Raw genomic sequence first — 15,371 nt, 5'->3', positions numbered from 1 at the left:
TTGGCCAAGATCTACGGGGACGAGGACGCCTCGCTGGACGTGCTGGAGGGACGGACGGTCGCGGTGATCGGGTACGGGAACCAGGGCGAGGCGCAGGCCAAGAACCTGCGGGACTCGGGCGTGGACGTGATCATCGGGGTGCGCGAGGGCGGCCCGTCCTGGAAGCGGGCGCGGGAGGACGGGTTCGAGGTCCTGCCGATCCCGGAGGCGGCCGAGCAGGGCGACGTCGTGCACATCCTGATCCCCGACGAGGTCCAGCCCCGGGTGTACCGGGAGCAGATCCACGATCACCTGGACGAGGGGGACGCGCTGGGCTTCAGCCACGCGTTCAACGTGCACTACGGGCTCATCGAGCCGCCCGAGTACGTGGACGTGATCCTCGTGGCTCCCAAGGGCCCGGGTCACATGGTGCGCAAGCTGTACACGGAGGGGTTCGGAACCCCCGCGCTGATCGCGGTGCACCAGGACTACACGGGCAGGGCGAAGGACCTCGCCCTGGCCATGGCCAAGGCCATGGGGTTCACCCGCGCGGGCGTGATCGAGACCACGTTCCGGGAGGAGGTGGAGACGGACCTGTTCGGCGAGCAGGTCGACCTGGTGGGCGGGGTCCTGTACCTCATCCTGTACGCGTTCGAGACGCTCGTGGAGGCCGGGTACCAGCCGGAGGTGGCCTACTTTGAGACGCTGCACGAGCTGAAGCTCATCGTGGACCTGATCCACGAGCGAGGCCTCTCCGGGATGCTGGAGGCCGTCTCCAACACCGCGGAGTACGGGGGACTTACGAGAGGGAAGCGGATCATCAACAAGGAGGAAATGAAGAAGGTGCTGGAGGAGATCCAGACCGGCAAGTTCGCCCGGGAGTGGACCATGGAGAACGAGTCGGGGCGGATTGTACTACGGAGATTGAGAGAGGAGATCAAGGACCACGAAATCGAGCGGGTGGGACGGAGGCTAAGGAAGATGATGGGGTTCGAGGACTAGTCATCGGCCCACGCTTCCCAAAAAGGTAAAATAAGCCCAGCGGGCTCGCGGGGACCGGGGGGACGGCCCGAATGAGGCGCGTGCTCCTCGCCCTCATGGTGGCCCTGGCGGGCGCCCTGATGGGCGCCGGGGCCGCGGAGGCAAAGACGTACGGTGCCAAGTACACCATCAAGCCGGTGATCAAGTCGGTCCAGGCGCCCGCCAAGGTCCAGCTCAAGCAGGGTCAGAAGGCGGCTCCCGTTAACGTAACCGCGGTCATCTCGTGGACGGGTAACTACCCGTACACGATCAAGCGCACGAAAACCACGGTCACCTTCGCGGTGGACGGTCAGACGGCGTACACGACCAACATCAACCCACCGTACCGGATCGGTGACACGCGGACGGTGACTGCGACCCTGACCCTGGGCCCGGGCAAGCACACGGTCACGGTGACCGCGCGGTTCCCGGACCTGCCGCAGTACGGCATCCAGGGCGGCACCGCGACGAAGGAGGTGACCGTCGAGGTGGTGGCGCCGACCGCCGCGCCGACGGCCAAGCCGGTGCACCTGGCCGGCGCGGCGATCAAGGACCTGCTGCTGGCGCCGGTGGCGCTCGTGGCCCTGGACGCGCTGAGTGGGTACCAGATCAGCGGCACGATCGACAGCGTGGCGGGGCTGGGACTGAAGGACACGATCGTGAGCACGCTGGACAGCCTCGGCATTAGGGAGTACCTGGAGACGGACGTCGTCGCCGGTGCAATGCCGGCGGTGGCGCTGCTGACCGACCTACTGGCCGGCTGGGCGATGGACCACAAGCAGTACGTGAACACGCTGACCATGCTGGACGTGGGCACGATGCTGGCACCGATCGTCACGCTGGCGGCGTACATGGGCGGCGTGGCGACGACGAAGGACGTGATCGTGGACCTGGGTGAGCAGCTGAACCTGGGCGGCAGCGCGGTGATCACGACCGCGAGCGCCGCCGGTCTGGCGGTGCCGGCGGTCACGACGGTGGTGGGCTACCTGGCGGACAAGGGCGTGGCGCAGGCGGCGCAGATCACGGCGCCGATCGTCAGGGCGCTGGACCAGCTGCTGACGACGCTGGCCTCGCCGGTCGTGAAGTACCTGTAAGCCCCCTCACGCCCCTTCCCCACCCACTTTCGTTGGGCGAATCGTTAATCATTCCGTAACGATTGTGGCACCGAAACGGGGATGAAGAGTCTGGCCTTCTCCGAGCGGGTGGCCGATGAGGAGGGCACGAGCTGCGGACCCCGGAGGTGGAGGGATGCCGGGACTGCTGTGGTGGGTACTGACGGTCGTGTACGCCCCGGACTACGAGAAGTGGATGCGGTGGTGCCCGGTAATCGCGTCTCACCCGCTGACGTGCTACGCCAGGACGGACGTGCACTACCCGCCGCTCGGGTCCCTGCTTCCCACCCTCGTCTGGTACGTAGGGCACGTTCTGCTGGGGTTGGACCCGTGGGACTGGCGGTTCCGGGTTCTGTGGAAGCTGCCCGTGTGGGTCGGGGCGCTGGCCTGCCTCTACTGCGCGCGGCGGGTGGGGGTGGGTGAGTCGGGACTGCTCGTGATCGCGCTCTCCTCGGTTTACTCGTGCGCGTTCTGGCAGTTGGATCCGATCTCCGTCGCCCTGGCCCTGGCGGCGGTTCGTTGGAGTGGTCGGTGGGTGGGTGGCGCGTTGGCGGCGCTAGCGTTCTGCATGAAGCCCACGGCCGGGGTGGTGGCCCTTCCGTTCCTGCGCCGGTGGCGGTCGGTGGCGGTCTTCGGGTTCACGGCGTTGGTCATCCTGTCACCGTACCTGGTGGTCGACGGACGGTCGTTCCTGAGGAACGTGGTGCTGTTTCAGGTGGACAGGCCGCCTCAGAACTGCTCCATTTGGACGCTGCTTCCCCCGCCCGATGGGGTGCCGGTGGCGCTGTTGGTCGCGTCGGTGCTCGGGCCCCTGGTCCTTCCGGGGCGGCCCGAGCGTCGCGCGTGCGCGATCGGTGCGGCCCTGTTGGCGTTCTCCAAGGTGGTCAACCCGAATTACTGGTCGGTGAGCTGCGCGGCGGCCTGTCTAGAGTCCGATCGGTTGGGGGCGCTGCTGCTGTCCTCGGGCCTCCTGTTCCTAGTCGCCTCGGGCCTGTACGTTTACTCGGAGCGTGGATACTTCAACGCGGAGGATGGTCGGTTTTACCCGGTGCACGAGCTGTTCGTTCCGAGGCCGCCCGAGCCGCCCGTGCGCGTGCCGCTTTGGTTGGCGAAGGGGCTGTTGGACGGGGCGATCGTGTACAGTTTCCTGACGTCGTCGTGGGTGTACGCGCGGTGCGCGTTGGGGTCGGTCGGGCGGTGATTTCTTACGTTCGCGCGGTACGTGGGTGTCGGCCCGGTCCAACCGGCGCGGGTGACGCGGAGGCTCCGGGGATGAGCCCGCGTGGGCTCCGCCGGGCCACAACGCGCGGGGGAGTGGGCCGGCGGGCCGACCGATGACCCCGCGCGCCTACCTCCCCGCTGTACCCTTAGCCGGAGCGTGGGTCGAGCCGCCGGAGGTCGACCGGGCGGGTCTCCAGCCGTCCGTCCGGTCGGTACACCGTGTGTTTGAGCCAGTTCTCGTCGTCCCGGTTCGGGTAGTCCGTGCGGTAGTGGGCGCCCCGGCTCTCGCGACGGAAGAGGGCCGATCGGGCCACGGCCAGGCCGACCTGGATCATGTTCACCGTCTCCAGGGCGATCCTCAGGCCGGGTCCGTCGTCGACGCCGAGCTCGTTCACCCGGTCCTGGAGCTCGTTGAGGCGCTGGATGGCCCGCTTGAGTCCCCGCTCGGAGCGTTCCAGCCCCACGTGTCGCCACATGACTCGTCGGAGCTCGCGCCGGAGTTCCAGGGGATCCTCCTCGCCCACGTGCGTCCATGGGTCCAGCTCGGGGTCGGTTAGTCGGGATGCCGGGACGCGGGGGCGCTCGCCGCGTCGTCGGAGTTTGAGGGCGAGTTGGGCCGCGTGCAGGCCGGCGCGGCGGCCGAACACCTGGGTGTCGGCCAGGGCGTTGCCGCCCAGCCGGTTGGCCCCGTGGACGCCGCCGGTGACCTCGCCGCAGGCGAAGAGGCGGGGGAGCGGGGTCTCGGCGCGCTCGTTGATGGGGACGCCGCCCATGAAGTGGTGGGCGGTGGGGGCGACCTCCATCGGCTCCTTTCGGATGTCAACCCCGTAGCGGAGGAACTGGCGGAGGGTGGTCTCGAGCTTGGTTTCGATGACCTCGTCGGGGAGGTGGGTGACGTCCAGGTACACCCCACCGTGCTCGGTCCCGCGGCCCTCGCGGATCTCGCGGTAGATGGCCCGGGCCACGACGTCGCGGGTCGCGAGTTCCATGCGGTCGGGGTCGTACCGTTTCATGAAGCGCTCGCCGTCCGCGTTGTACAGGCGGCCGCCCTCGCCGCGGACGGCCTCGTTGACGAGGATGCCTCGGGCGCTCTCGGGGTGCACCATGCCGGTGGGGTGGAACTGGACCATCTCCATGTCGATGAGGGGGCAGCCCGCGTGCAGGGCCATGGCGTACCCGTCGCCGGTCTTGTACGCGGGATTGGTGGTGATCGGGTAGAGCTGTCCGGCGCCCCCGGTGGCGAGGATGGTGGCGTGGGCGAGGACGGTGAGCTCCTCCTCGCGGTCGAGGTCCACGCACAGGGCGCCGAGCACGCGTCCCTCGTCGTCCGTGATCAGCCGGTAGGCCATTACGTGCTCGAGCGTGCGCACGCGGTCCAGGCGGCGCAGCTCGTCGAGGAGGGCCATGGTGATCTCGTGGCCGGTGCGGTCGCCGGCGTAGCACGTGCGGGGTCGGGATTGGCCGCCGAAGGGGCGCTGGGCGAGGGTGCCGTCCTCGCGTCGGGTGAAGACGGCCCCGTACCGCTCCAGGTCGAGGAGTCGGTCGGGGGCCTCTCGGACGAGGATCTCGACGAGGCGTTGGTCGTTGAGGTAGGCGCCGCCCTCGACGGTGTCCCGGAAGTGCAGGTCGAGGGTGTCGTCGGGGGAGGCGGTGCGGAGGACGGCGTTGTACCCTCCTTCGGCCATGACGGTGCAGCCGCTGCGGCCCAGGGGGCCCTTGGAGACGAGGACGACGTTCAGGTCGTGATGGGCGGCCTCGATCGCGGCCCGGAGGGCGGCCCCGCCCCCGCCGAGCACCAGGACGTCGCACTCGATCCGTTCCACGGTATCACCCGCTTCGTCTCACTCGAGCCAGGATAGAATCAGCCTGGTGATCCGGTCCGGGAGTCGGTCCCGGTTCTCGGGGGTGACGCGGTAGCGTTTCACGTCGTCGCGGCGCTCGCGGAGGTCGACCACGAGGGGGTGTCGGGAGCGCTCGTGGACGACGAACAGGGCGGGCGTGTCGGCGTCGGCCGCGGTCTCGACGGCTTCGATGAAGCGGTCGGACTTGAGCTCCATGGGGCCGACTTCGTCCACGATGACGAGGTCCGCCTCCTCGACGGCGCGCTCGATGGAGTCGGCCGCGCGCTCGAGGTTTTCGACGTAGACGCCGTACCGGCCCACGCGTGGACCGGGCGCGCCCACCTCCGCGAGCGGGTACTCCTCGCCCTCGGTTAGGTCGACGATCTTGAAGCCGACGCGGCGGCCGCCGCGTCGGATCTCGGGACAGTAGACGCCGCCGACGGTGTGGCCGAGGTCCTCCAAATCGTTTCGAACCTTGAGACAAATGGTGGTTTTGCCGACGCCGGGGCGTCCGGTGAGGGCGACGTTGTGGGGCAGGGGGCGTGGCCCCCGGTTACCCGAACAGGGCTCCGAGGCCGGCCGCCGCCTCCTCTTCCTCCTCGCCTTCCTCTTCTTCCTCTTCCTCCTCTTCGGCCTCCTCCCCTTCCTCCTCTTCCTCGGTCTCCTCTTCCTCTTCCGCGGCGGCGGGGGCGGCCTTCAGCCGCTCGAGCAGCTCGTCGCTGAGCGCCTCCTCGTCCACCTCGGCGATGGCGCCGGCCAGGGCGAGCATCTCCCCGTGGGCGCGGGCCAGGATGGCGCTCATGACCTCCTCGTCGGGCACGGGCACGCCGGCGTTGATGGCCAGGTTCAGGGCCTCGGTGTGGGCCTTGGTGACGAGCAGGTCGGCCGTCTCGGCGGTCGGGATGGCCGCGTTGATCGAGAGGTTGAACGCGTGCTGGGCGGCCTCGCGGATTCGCTCCTCGTACTCCTCGATGTCGATGGCCAGGTCGTCCTTCTCGAAGAGGGTGCCCTCGGCGACGATGGCGACGAGGTCGACGCCGACCTCCATGGGCTCGATCTCCAGCTTCTTGAGGATCTCGGCGGTTTTCTCGTCGATCTCCTCGCCCTCCTCGACGATGACGGTCTCCTCGGTGATGACGACCTTACCGTCCTGGATCTGGGCGGGGAGCCCGACCTCCTGCAGCTCGCTGACGATGGGTCCGGGCTCGAAGGGGGTGGGCCCTTCGGGGACGACGATGTCCTTGGGCGCGATGTCGCCGGGCTTGGCGGGGGCGGAGGCCTTGCTCTCCTCCAGGATCCGGTAGAGGCGGAAGGGGTCCTGGTTCGTGAAGATGAACGCGACCGGGCCCTCGATGTAGTCCAGGAGCGGCTCGAGCTCCGGCCGCTCGTCGAGCTTCTCCTCGATGGCGATCCGCATCAGGGTGTTGCGGGACATGCGGATGATGGTGTCGTTCTCCCGGAGCTTGGCGCGGATCTCCTGGAGCTGGGGGGCCGGTAGGCCCTCGAGGTTGACGACGCCGACGTTCTCGTACTCGTCCATGAGCCGCTTGAGCTCCTTCACCTCCTCGCGCTTCCACTCCGCGACCTTGGGCTCGTACCCGGCGGGCGGCTCGCCCTTGGACTGCACGGCCATCGTCCTCACGCCCCTACGGGTACACGCGCTCGGACGGGCCCATGGTGGTCTTCACGAAGACTGAGTCGATCTGGGACCAGCCCTTATCGAGCTCGGAGACGACCTCGTTGAGGACCGTCATGGCGTTCTCGGCCAGCTGCTCGGGCTCCATGTTGCGGGCGCCGATGACGGTGTGGATGACGGGCTGGTCGCGCATCTTGACGCGGGCCGTGCGGTGGGCGCGCTCGATGATGGCCTTGACGTCGGCGTTGGGCGGGATCGGCTTGGCCATCTTGCCGCGCGGGCCCAGGACGGGTCCGAGCACGCGTCCGACCTCGGGCATGAGGTCGGCCTGGGCGTAGAAGAAGTCGTGCCGGCGGGCCAGCTTCTTGGCCTCGCGCTTGTTCTCGGCGAGCCGCTGCAGGTCCTCCCGCGTGACGACCGTGGCGCCGGCCTCCTCGGCCTGCCGGGCCATCTCGCCCTCGGCGATCACGCAGACCTTCACCGGCTTGCCGCGGCCGTGGGGCAGGACGACCTCCTTGTCGATGCGCTGGGAGGGGTCGGACAGGTCGACGCCGGTGACGTTGATGATCATGTCGACGGATTCCAGGAAGCGGCGCGGCGGGGAGTACTCCACGACCTTCTCCAGCGGCTCGATCAGGTCCTCCTTCCTCAGCAACCCGCACCACCCGGCCTACTCCTCCTTCAGCTCCCGCTCGTGCTTCTCGATCAGGTCGTCCCACTTACCCTCGTCGATCTCCTTTTGAACCTCCTTGGGGTCCTTACCTTCCACCGTCACGCCCATGCTGCCGCAGGTACCAAGGATCTCCTTGACCGCGGTCTTCAGGTCGTACGAGAGCAGATCATCGAACTTCATCTTGGCGATCTTGATCGCCTGCTCCATCGATAGGTCGCCCACGGTTTCGTGCCGTGGTTCGTGGGCTCCCTTGTCGATTCCAAGCTCCTTCTTGATGATTGCGGACGTCGGTGGTGATCCTACCTTAACCTCGAACTCCTTCGTTTCCGTGTCTACGATGATCTTAACCGGTACCTCCATCCCCTCGAAGTCCTTGGTCTTTCTGTTGATCTCCTCCACCACCTCCTGGATGTTGACTCCCAGCGGTCCTAGCGCGGGGCCGAGGGGTGGTCCGGGGTCCGCTTTGCCGCCCTCGATCAGCACCTCAACCTCTTCCTTGGCCATTAGGTTGGTTCCCCCAAGCCGGTGTGATTACTCCTCGTACTCCTCCTCTTCCCGCAGGAGCCGGAGGGAGTCGACTTTTACCGTTACGGGGATGGGCACGGGGGCCTCGAGGAGCTCGACGGTGATCTCCCCCCGGGACTCGTCGACGCTCACAACGCGGGCCTTCTCGCCCTTGAAGGGTCCGGAGAGGATCTCGACGACGTCGCCCTCGCTGATCTCCACGGCCTCGGGCTTCGGCGCGAAGTAGTGGTCGAGTTCCTCGAAGTCGATCGGCTTCTCCACGATCCCGCGCGCGTCGGGCAGGTCGTACACGAGGTCTCGGAGCTCGTCGGTGAGGTCCTCCACCTCGATGATGAAGTACCCGCGGAGGTCGTCCGGGGCGATGATGGCCTTGAGCCCGAGGTCCGCGTTATCCTCCCTGATGCGCTTTCGGGCGCGCATCGCGAGCATCTCGGCGGCGTTCTTCTCTCGACCGGCCTGCACGCGGACGGCGTAGAACTTCGACTCGGTCTCTTCTTCCCGCTCCTCGGACAACGCCCCGTCCCCTCCGGGTCTAGTAGTACAGCTGCAGCAGCTGGACGATGACGCGGATCGTGAAGCCGATTCCCCCGACGATGAGGATGCCCGCGCCCGCGATCTTGGCGGACTCCAGGTACTCGTCGCGGTCGGGCTTGCGGGCGGCCTTCAGGACCATCCGGCACTCGCGGAGGAACTCGAGGAGGTCGCGTAGGGCGCTCACGGGGCGCCACCCCCCGTTACAGGATCTTCTCCAGGTCGTCGATCGTGGTGCCCTCCTCCTCTTCCTCCCGATCGCCCTCCTCCGTCACGCTCGGTGAGGGCTCGCTCTCCCGCTCCTCGCGGCGCTTGGTGGCGGGGACCCGGAGCATGTCCTGGAAGTCCACGTCCTCGATCCCGGTCACGATGATCGTCACGCGGAGGACGTCGTTCAGGTCCTCGTCGATCTGCGCGCCCCAGATGATGGTCGCGTCCTCCGCGAGCTCGGAGGCGACGAGCTCCACCACCTCCTCGGCCTCCTTGAGGGTGAGGTCCTTCCCGCCCACGATGTTGACGAGGGCGCCCGTCGCCCCGCTCACGTCGACTTCGATGAGCGGGTTGTTCAGGGCGTTCTCGACGGCCCTGACCGAGCGGTTGGACTCGGAGTCGTTCTCCGCCTCCCCGATGCCGATGAGCGCGAGCCCGCCGTCCTCCATCACGGCCTTCACGTCCGCGAAGTCCAGGTTCATGAGGCCGGGCTTGGTGATGAGCTCGGTGATGCCCTTGACCGCGTTGATCAGGACCTCGTCCGCGACCTTGAACGCGGCGGCGATGGGGAGGTCGGGCACGATCTCCAGCAGGCGGTCGTTCGGGATCACGATGCACGTATCCACGACCTGCTTGAGTTTTTCCAGCCCTTCGAGCGCGTTCTCGATGCGCTTGCGGCCCTCGACGGAGAAGGGGAGGGTGACGACGCCGATGGTGAGGGCGCCGCTCTTGCGGGCGGTCTCGGCGATGACGGGGGCGGCCCCGGTCCCGGTCCCGCCCCCGAGGCCGCAGGTCACGAAGACCATGTCCGCGCCCTCGACCACCTCCTTGATCTTGTCGATGTCCTCCTTGGCGGCCTCCTCACCGATGCGTGGATCCCCGCCCGCGCCGAGCCCGCGGGTGAGCTCGTACCCGATCAGCACCTTCCTGTCCGCCTTGCAGGCGACGAGGTCCTGCGCGTCCGTGTTCACGGCGACGACCTCCGCTCCCTCGATCCCCTCCTCCTTGAGCCGGGTGGCCGTGTTGTTCCCGGCGCCCCCCACCCCGATCACCAGGATCCGGGCGCGGGCCTCCTCCAGCACCTCGATCAGCTCTTGATCCTCCTCGGGTTGATCGCGGGCGGTGGAGGGGTGAGCGTCTCCCCCCTTGGACTCCTCCATGCGCTCCAGCGCCGAGCGGACGATCTGTTCCAAGGAGGGGTCACCACCCGGCCGCCCTTCTGAGGGCGGGGATCTCGAACTCCCCAGCGGCGACCGGCACCTCCAGCTCGAACGCCTCCAGCACCTCAGGGTGGATCTCGCCGAAGAAGCCCAGCTTCAGTCCGCTCGCGAGAACCTCGGCGCATCTCCCATTAATAAATGATGGGTGATCGGTCTCCCGCACCTCCCACCCATCTATGTCGAGTTCGCGCAGCAGGGCTTCGACCACCGACTTGACCTCGGAGAAGCCCGCTCCCGGGCCGGCCAGCGCCAGGCCCAGGTGCCAGCGATCGCGCGCCCCGGTCTCCGCCTCCTCGTCCCGCTCGGCCACCTCGCCCACCTCGAACACGCGCTGCGGGTAGGGGCGGTGCCGGTTATCCGAGAGGAAACGCAACAGCGAGGGCAGGATCCAGGTGCGTACGATCGTGTACTCCTTCTGAATCGGGTTGGCGATCCGCACCGCCCGCCCGTCGGGTTCGAGCCGCATCCTGCGATAGTTCACCTCCGGGCTGGTCAGGGTCAGCGAGTTGACCTCCACGAACTTGAGCCGGGCGAGCGCGTCCCGGACCACGTTGATGAACTCGCGCTCCCGGTCGGGTTGGGACTCGGTGTACACCCGCGGAGGCCGGGGCTCGAACCGCGCGTAGTTGTACATGATGCCCGCGTCCTCGATCAGGTCCCACTCGTGCAGGATGTTGGTCCTCCAGGGCCCCACGAAGGCGCGGACCACGTCCTCGTCGTACAGGACCGGGGGCAGCTCTCGCCAGTCGGACTCCACGTGGAGGTGGTCCGGCAGCGGGAACTCCCGCAGCTCCCGCTCCCCCTCGGGGACGAACACCGCCTCGTGGCGGGCGCGGGCGAGGAGCTCCTCCAGCTCGCGGCCAGAGAGGTCGATTCCCAGCAGCCTCCGCGCCTCCCGCACCGGCACGTCCCACACGTCAAGTTTCATCGTCGGGGTGACGCGCTCGTACGCGCCGACGATCTCCACCCGCTCGATCCGGGCGCCGCGCTCGGCCAGGTTGCACACGATCACGTGGAGGGCGTCCAGGACGGGGCGCCATCCGGTGCCGGTCACGTCGATCAGCAGGTCGGTCGTGTCCTCCGTAACTCGGGTGCGCTCGGAGTTGATGATCGGGGGCATGGAGATCGGTCCCTCCTCGTCCGCCAGGATCGGGGCCCGCTCGCCCACGAGGTGCCCGTACTCCCGGCCTTTCTCGTGCCGCTTGAGCACCTCGCGCGGGGTCATCTCCTCGCCCGGGTGGTCCAGCGGTTCGAAGGCCCAGCCCTCGTCGTCCGGGTCCACCGCCAGGTACCGGAGGGGCGGCTCGACGGCGTCCAGGTCGTGGATGCCGATCGCCGCCTTGCGCCGGTCCCGACCGATGACCCAGTGCAGGTGCTCCTGGAACTCCATCAGGTGCTCCAGGTCCCACTCGTCCAGCTCGACCCCGCGGACGACGGCGAGGGCGAGGCAGGGTCGCTCGTCCAGCACGCTCTCCTCCACGCGGGCGCGGATCCCGGCGTCGCCGACGGGGTAGTCCGGGAGGCCCGTCTCCAGCCCCATAAACCCTTTGAGCGCCCGGGCGACGCCCTCGACGCTGTACAGGTCCGGGCGGTTCGGGAAGAACTCCGTCTCGATCACGCCCTCCCGCTCGTCGATGCGCTCCACGTCGCTGCCAAGCATCGGGATCAACTCGTGCGCTAGTTCGTCGAAGCTCACGTCCTCACCCAGCAGCTCGACGAGCTTGTCGTGACGGATCGTGACCACCGGCACGGTGTCCACCCCCGCGGGGGATGAGGACCTACGGCGGTGGCCGACGGGTGAGGAGGGCCTTAACCGCCGACCCCGTGGTAGCGCACCTCAGTAAAGCCAGGGCTCCCCATCCGCGTCGGAGTTCCGGCTGATCATCATCGGCGGGGGAGCCGAGGTTGCGCGTGTACCTGGACGGTCGGGAGCTGGGGCTGAGGTTCTCGGCCTGTCACGTGATCCCCGGGCACGGCAAGTGCGGACGGCTGCACGGGCACACGTACCACGTGTCCGTCGAGCTCCGAGGGAGCCGGACGAAGCCCCACGGCTTCGTTTACGACTTCGACAGGTTGAAGGGCCTCGTCAGGGAGCTGATAAAGCCATTGGATCACCGGGTGCTGGTACCCACGGAGTCGGAGCGGTTCCGGGTCCGACGGGAGGGCGACGAGGTGGAGGTGAGGCTGCCGGACGGCAAGCGGTACGTGTTCCCCCGGGAGGACGTCGCGTTCGTCCCCGCGGAGTCCCTCTCGGCCGAGGATCTGGCCCGGTACCTCGCACGGGAGCTGCGGAAGCGGTTGAAGGGTGAGGAGAACCTCCGGGAGCTGCGGGTGAGGGTGGACGAGGGATGGGGGCAGGGGGCCGAGGCCCGGGTCCGCCTCGACTGAACGTGTACGAGGTCTTCGCCTCGGTCCAGGGCGAGGGGCCGCTGGTCGGGGAGCCGCAGGCCTTCATCCGGTTCTCCGGGTGCAACCTGCGCTGCCGCTACTGCGACGAGCCGGCCGCGAGGAGCGCGCGCACCGAGGCCCCGGTCCTCGGACCGGACGGTGAGCGGTTGGACTCGATAACCAGCCCGGCTCGGCCCGAGCGGCTCGTCGAGAGCGTGGTCAGCCTGGAGGAGAGCGTGGGCGCGTTCCGCACCGTGTCGCTCACGGGCGGCGAGCCCCTGGTGCAGCCGCTGCGCGGTTTGAGGCGGCTGGCGTCGGGGCTGCGCGAGCGAGGGTTCCGGGTGCTCCTGGAGACGAACGCGTCCCTGCCGGACCGCGCCGGGGAGCTGCCGGTTGACGTCGTCTCGGCGGACGTGAAACTCCCCTCCCACGGTCCCCGGATGGAGGGATTTCCGGATCGATGCCTGGAGTTCCTGGGGCGCGTCAAGGAGCGCTGCGAGCTGGTCTACGCCAAGCTGGTGCTGTACTCCGAGGAGTGCTACGAGCGGGCCCCGGAGGTCCTCCGGAGGCTGAACGAGGTGGAGCCGGACACCGTCGTCCTGCAGCCGGCCACGGACGGCGAGAAGGAGCCCAGGCTGGTGGAGCTGTGGAGGCTGGCGAGGAGGGTGAGGTCGGAGGTCCGGATACTCCCGCAGGTGCACAAGCTGGCGGGGTTTATTCGGAAGTAGGGCGGGCCGAGGCGAGCAGCAGGGCGAGCAGTAGTCCTAGCAGGACCATCGGAAGGATCACCGGAACTCCGTGGCCGTGGTGCACGATCACCACCGGGTGGGAGGAGTGCGTCCAGTGGTGGCCCCATGAGAGCAGCGGATGGTGGTAATAGTGGTGCACGACGACCTTCTTGTGGTAACCCGGGTAGTGACGATGGTACACGACCACTTTCTTGCGGTAAACCCAGCCCATGAGCTCGGCCCTCCTTACCGTTCGGTTCTGCTCAGGTCGCGTCTAAGCTTGAACGTGCCCTTAAGTAGCCTGTAGGTGATGACCGCCAACGGGACGCTCAGGATGGTGAGGGATGAGTCCACTGGGGTTACCACTAGGTAAACGTGGCCCGGGATTATCGGGATGTCAAACCCCCAGAAGAGGCCCACCGGCCCCGCCCCCCGCGCTCACCGGTTGTTGGGGCTTGGTCGACAGCCCATCACTTTAAGGCATTTTTGGGCCACTTCATGCCCGCGCTCGCAGCACTTGTCGGGCGGGTCGCCGCGGAGCAGCCCGTCGATGAAGCCGGCGGCGAAGGCGTCGCCGGCCCCGGTTGGGTCGGTGATCTCCTCCTCGGGGACGCGCTCGGGCGGTACCTCGAGGGTCTCGGTTCCGTACCGTACGAGGGTGGGATTGGGGCCCCGGGTTACGACCACGGTGTCGGTGAGCCGGGAGAGCCGGTTGAGGGTGTCCCGGACGCTGCCGGTGAGCTGCTTGGCCTCGGTCTCGTTCAGGAACACGACGTCGGCGGCGCGGAGGTAGGGCTCTAGGTAGCTGTAGCCGCGGAGGACCATGGTGGCGGGGGTGAAGGTGACGGTGAGCTCGCGGCTGGCGCGGCGCATGACGGTCTTCAGGGTTTTTAGGGAGGTCTCGGTGCGGAGGCCGATGAAGGAGCCGGCGTGGAGGAGCTCGGCCTCGAGGATGTAGTCCAGGTCCACGTCCTCGGGTCGTAGCTCGTCGTTGACGCCGGGGTCCACGAGGATGCGTCGGTCGTTTCCGGCGATGAGGCAGTAGGCGACGCCGGTGCGGCCCTCGTCTCGGACGATGCGAGAGGTGTCGACGCCGTACCGCTCGAGCTCTTTGAGGGCGAGGTCGGCGAGTTCGTCGGTGCCGACCTTGCCGACGAAGCCGGTGCGGTGGCCGAGGTGGGCGAGCCAGCAGATGGTGTTGGCGGCGGAGCCGCCGCCGCGGCGCTCGCGGCGCTCGACGGGGACGGAGTCGTCCTCGCCGGGCATGCGGGGGAGGTGGAGGAGCTCGTCCACGTTGAGGGCGCCGATCCCGACGATTTCGACGCTCATTCGTGCAGGCACTCCCGCAGCGGGATCCGGTAGTCGCCGAGTTTGCCCCCGAAGTTCCCGGCGGTGATCTTGACGACCCCGTCGACCTCGGTCGCCGCCTCGATGGCGGTGCGGATGGCTCGTTTGACCGCGTCGAGGGAGACGCCGTTGATCACGATCTCGGGGATGGCCTCCACGCCCTCGGGGACCTTGGAGTCCAGGATCCGGTCGCGGAGGGTGGGGCAGTAGGGGTGGTTGGTGGTGGGTCCGATGTCGGGGTAGAGGGTCTCGGGCTTGGAGCCGGCGGCGCAGACGTTGAAGGGGGTGATGACGCCCTCTACGTCCCGGAGCGCGTCGACCGCGCGGTACCCGGCCTCGAGGGCGGCCTCGGTGTCCTCGCAGAGGAGCCAGACGAGGCCGCCGGCGACCCCCTCGCCGTAGCCCAGGCGCCGTTCGATCTGGAACTCTCCCATCATGATGGGAATGTTGACGACCTCGCGGCCGAACCGGACGTCGGTGTACTCGTACCCGTCGCCGCAGCGGCCGATGGGTCGCTCGGTGTCGATGTGTCCCCGTGGGTTCTCGCAGGCGTCGAAGACACGGGTGGTGGGGCGGACGAGGACGCCCTGTCGGATCCGCTTGCCCAGCTCCCGCTCGAGCCGTTCGACGGCCTTTTTCCCGTGCTCAACCCACACCTGGGCGATGAATCCGGGCCGCCCGTCCGGGGTCTCGTCCGGGTCGAGCCAGCGCTCGATGCCGGCCTCGGACTCGCCGAACACGGTGGCGGGGAGGGCGGCGACGTTCTCGGCGGCCTCCCGCAGCGGGCGCTCGTCGGCGGCGGTCACGATGAACCGGGCGTAGAGGCCCTTGAACGCCTCGCAGTACGTGTCCTCGACCGGCACGCCGTTCACCTCGAGCCCGGCCACGCTCTCCCTCCCCCGGTTTCGGGAGGGTGGGGGCGGGGTCCGCTCCCGGCTCC

18 protein-coding genes are annotated in these 15,371 nt (G+C 68.3%); 5 read left to right on the top strand and 13 right to left on the bottom strand.

The window, feature by feature from the left end; genetic code table 11:
• The 3 genes from ilvC to ACXJJV_RS05435 all read left to right on the top strand — a co-directional run bounded on the left by ilvC (position 1) and on the right by ACXJJV_RS05435 (position 3,312).
• Positions 1 to 981 carry a ketol-acid reductoisomerase gene (ilvC, locus tag ACXJJV_RS05445; protein ID WP_456467162.1) on the top strand — a complete coding sequence of 327 codons (981 nt, stop codon included), beginning with the start codon at positions 1 to 3 and terminating at the stop codon, positions 979 to 981.
• 71 nt (positions 982 to 1,052) lie between these two features.
• Positions 1,053 to 2,093, top strand: a complete 1,041-nt coding sequence (locus tag ACXJJV_RS05440) for a hypothetical protein (RefSeq protein ID WP_456467161.1) — start codon at positions 1,053 to 1,055, stop codon at positions 2,091 to 2,093.
• Positions 2,094 to 2,247: 154 nt separating this feature from the next.
• Positions 2,248 to 3,312 carry a hypothetical protein gene (locus tag ACXJJV_RS05435; protein ID WP_456467160.1) on the top strand — a complete coding sequence of 355 codons (1,065 nt, stop codon included), beginning with the start codon at positions 2,248 to 2,250 and terminating at the stop codon, positions 3,310 to 3,312.
• Between the two features lie 166 nt (positions 3,313 to 3,478).
• Here ACXJJV_RS05435 and tfrA read toward each other — a convergent pair whose 3' ends face one another.
• From tfrA to pheT, 9 genes are read right to left on the bottom strand one after another with little or no spacing between them, the layout of a single operon-like run.
• Positions 3,479 to 5,155 carry a fumarate reductase (CoM/CoB) subunit TfrA gene (tfrA, locus tag ACXJJV_RS05430; RefSeq protein WP_456467159.1) on the bottom strand — a complete coding sequence of 559 codons (1,677 nt, stop codon included), beginning with the start codon at positions 5,153 to 5,155 and terminating at the stop codon, positions 3,479 to 3,481.
• 18 nt (positions 5,156 to 5,173) lie between these two features.
• Complete coding sequence (locus ACXJJV_RS05425) at positions 5,174 to 5,710, bottom strand: NTPase (RefSeq protein ID WP_456467231.1); 537 nt, start codon at positions 5,708 to 5,710, stop codon at positions 5,174 to 5,176.
• A gap of 16 nt (positions 5,711 to 5,726) precedes the next feature.
• The gene (locus ACXJJV_RS05420; protein ID WP_456467158.1) at positions 5,727 to 6,806 is read right to left on the bottom strand and encodes a 50S ribosomal protein L10; all 1,080 of its coding nucleotides are present in this window, start codon (positions 6,804 to 6,806) and stop codon (positions 5,727 to 5,729) included.
• Positions 6,807 to 6,819: 13 nt separating this feature from the next.
• Positions 6,820 to 7,464 (bottom strand): 50S ribosomal protein L1, encoded by a 645-nt coding sequence (locus ACXJJV_RS05415; RefSeq protein WP_456467157.1) that lies wholly within the window; start codon positions 7,462 to 7,464, stop codon positions 6,820 to 6,822.
• Positions 7,465 to 7,479: 15 nt separating this feature from the next.
• Positions 7,480 to 7,986 (bottom strand): 50S ribosomal protein L11, encoded by a 507-nt coding sequence (locus ACXJJV_RS05410; RefSeq protein WP_456467156.1) that lies wholly within the window; start codon positions 7,984 to 7,986, stop codon positions 7,480 to 7,482.
• Between the two features lie 27 nt (positions 7,987 to 8,013).
• Positions 8,014 to 8,520 carry a transcription elongation factor Spt5 gene (locus tag ACXJJV_RS05405; protein WP_456467155.1) on the bottom strand — a complete coding sequence of 169 codons (507 nt, stop codon included), beginning with the start codon at positions 8,518 to 8,520 and terminating at the stop codon, positions 8,014 to 8,016.
• Positions 8,521 to 8,539: 19 nt separating this feature from the next.
• Positions 8,540 to 8,725 (bottom strand): protein translocase SEC61 complex subunit gamma, encoded by a 186-nt coding sequence (locus tag ACXJJV_RS05400; RefSeq protein ID WP_456467154.1) that lies wholly within the window; start codon positions 8,723 to 8,725, stop codon positions 8,540 to 8,542.
• 16 nt (positions 8,726 to 8,741) lie between these two features.
• Positions 8,742 to 9,908 (bottom strand): cell division protein FtsZ, encoded by a 1,167-nt coding sequence (ftsZ, locus tag ACXJJV_RS05395; protein WP_456467230.1) that lies wholly within the window; start codon positions 9,906 to 9,908, stop codon positions 8,742 to 8,744.
• Between the two features lie 40 nt (positions 9,909 to 9,948).
• Positions 9,949 to 11,718: a phenylalanine--tRNA ligase subunit beta gene (pheT, locus tag ACXJJV_RS05390; protein ID WP_456467153.1), complete on the bottom strand. Its 1,770-nt coding sequence runs from the start codon at positions 11,716 to 11,718 to the stop codon at positions 9,949 to 9,951.
• A 161-nt stretch (positions 11,719 to 11,879) separates the two neighbouring features.
• Here pheT and ACXJJV_RS05385 point away from each other — a divergent pair, with 161 nt between their 5' ends.
• Together ACXJJV_RS05385 and ACXJJV_RS05380 are read left to right on the top strand one after the other, a co-directional pair.
• Positions 11,880 to 12,356, top strand: coding sequence for a 6-pyruvoyl trahydropterin synthase family protein (locus ACXJJV_RS05385; RefSeq protein WP_456467229.1), 477 nt, complete (start codon positions 11,880 to 11,882; stop codon positions 12,354 to 12,356).
• A gap of 2 nt (positions 12,357 to 12,358) precedes the next feature.
• Positions 12,359 to 13,084, top strand: coding sequence for a 7-carboxy-7-deazaguanine synthase QueE (locus tag ACXJJV_RS05380; protein WP_456467152.1), 726 nt, complete (start codon positions 12,359 to 12,361; stop codon positions 13,082 to 13,084).
• Here ACXJJV_RS05380 and ACXJJV_RS05375 read toward each other — a convergent pair.
• The 4 genes from ACXJJV_RS05375 to ACXJJV_RS05360 are packed head-to-tail and all read right to left on the bottom strand — an operon-like array spanning position 13,071 to position 15,318.
• Complete coding sequence (locus ACXJJV_RS05375) at positions 13,071 to 13,316, bottom strand: hypothetical protein (protein ID WP_456467151.1); 246 nt, start codon at positions 13,314 to 13,316, stop codon at positions 13,071 to 13,073. The two genes, ACXJJV_RS05380 and ACXJJV_RS05375, sit on opposite strands and share 14 nt — an antisense overlap.
• A 14-nt stretch (positions 13,317 to 13,330) precedes the next feature.
• On the bottom strand, positions 13,331 to 13,504 hold the full coding sequence (locus ACXJJV_RS05370) for a hypothetical protein (protein WP_456467150.1): 174 nt from the start codon (positions 13,502 to 13,504) through the stop codon (positions 13,331 to 13,333).
• 18 nt (positions 13,505 to 13,522) lie between these two features.
• Positions 13,523 to 14,413, bottom strand: a complete 891-nt coding sequence (locus tag ACXJJV_RS05365; RefSeq protein WP_456467149.1) for a carbohydrate kinase family protein — start codon at positions 14,411 to 14,413, stop codon at positions 13,523 to 13,525.
• The gene (locus ACXJJV_RS05360) at positions 14,410 to 15,318 is read right to left on the bottom strand and encodes a formylmethanofuran--tetrahydromethanopterin N-formyltransferase (protein ID WP_456467148.1); all 909 of its coding nucleotides are present in this window, start codon (positions 15,316 to 15,318) and stop codon (positions 14,410 to 14,412) included. The genes ACXJJV_RS05365 and ACXJJV_RS05360 overlap by 4 nt, the downstream gene beginning before the upstream one ends.
• Between the last annotated feature and the right edge of the window lie 53 nt (positions 15,319 to 15,371).

The sequence above is a fragment of the Methanopyrus sp. genome (genome assembly GCF_053997775.1).
Note: the sequence above shows the minus strand (reverse complement) of the source record. Positions and strands in the feature narration are given on the sequence as shown.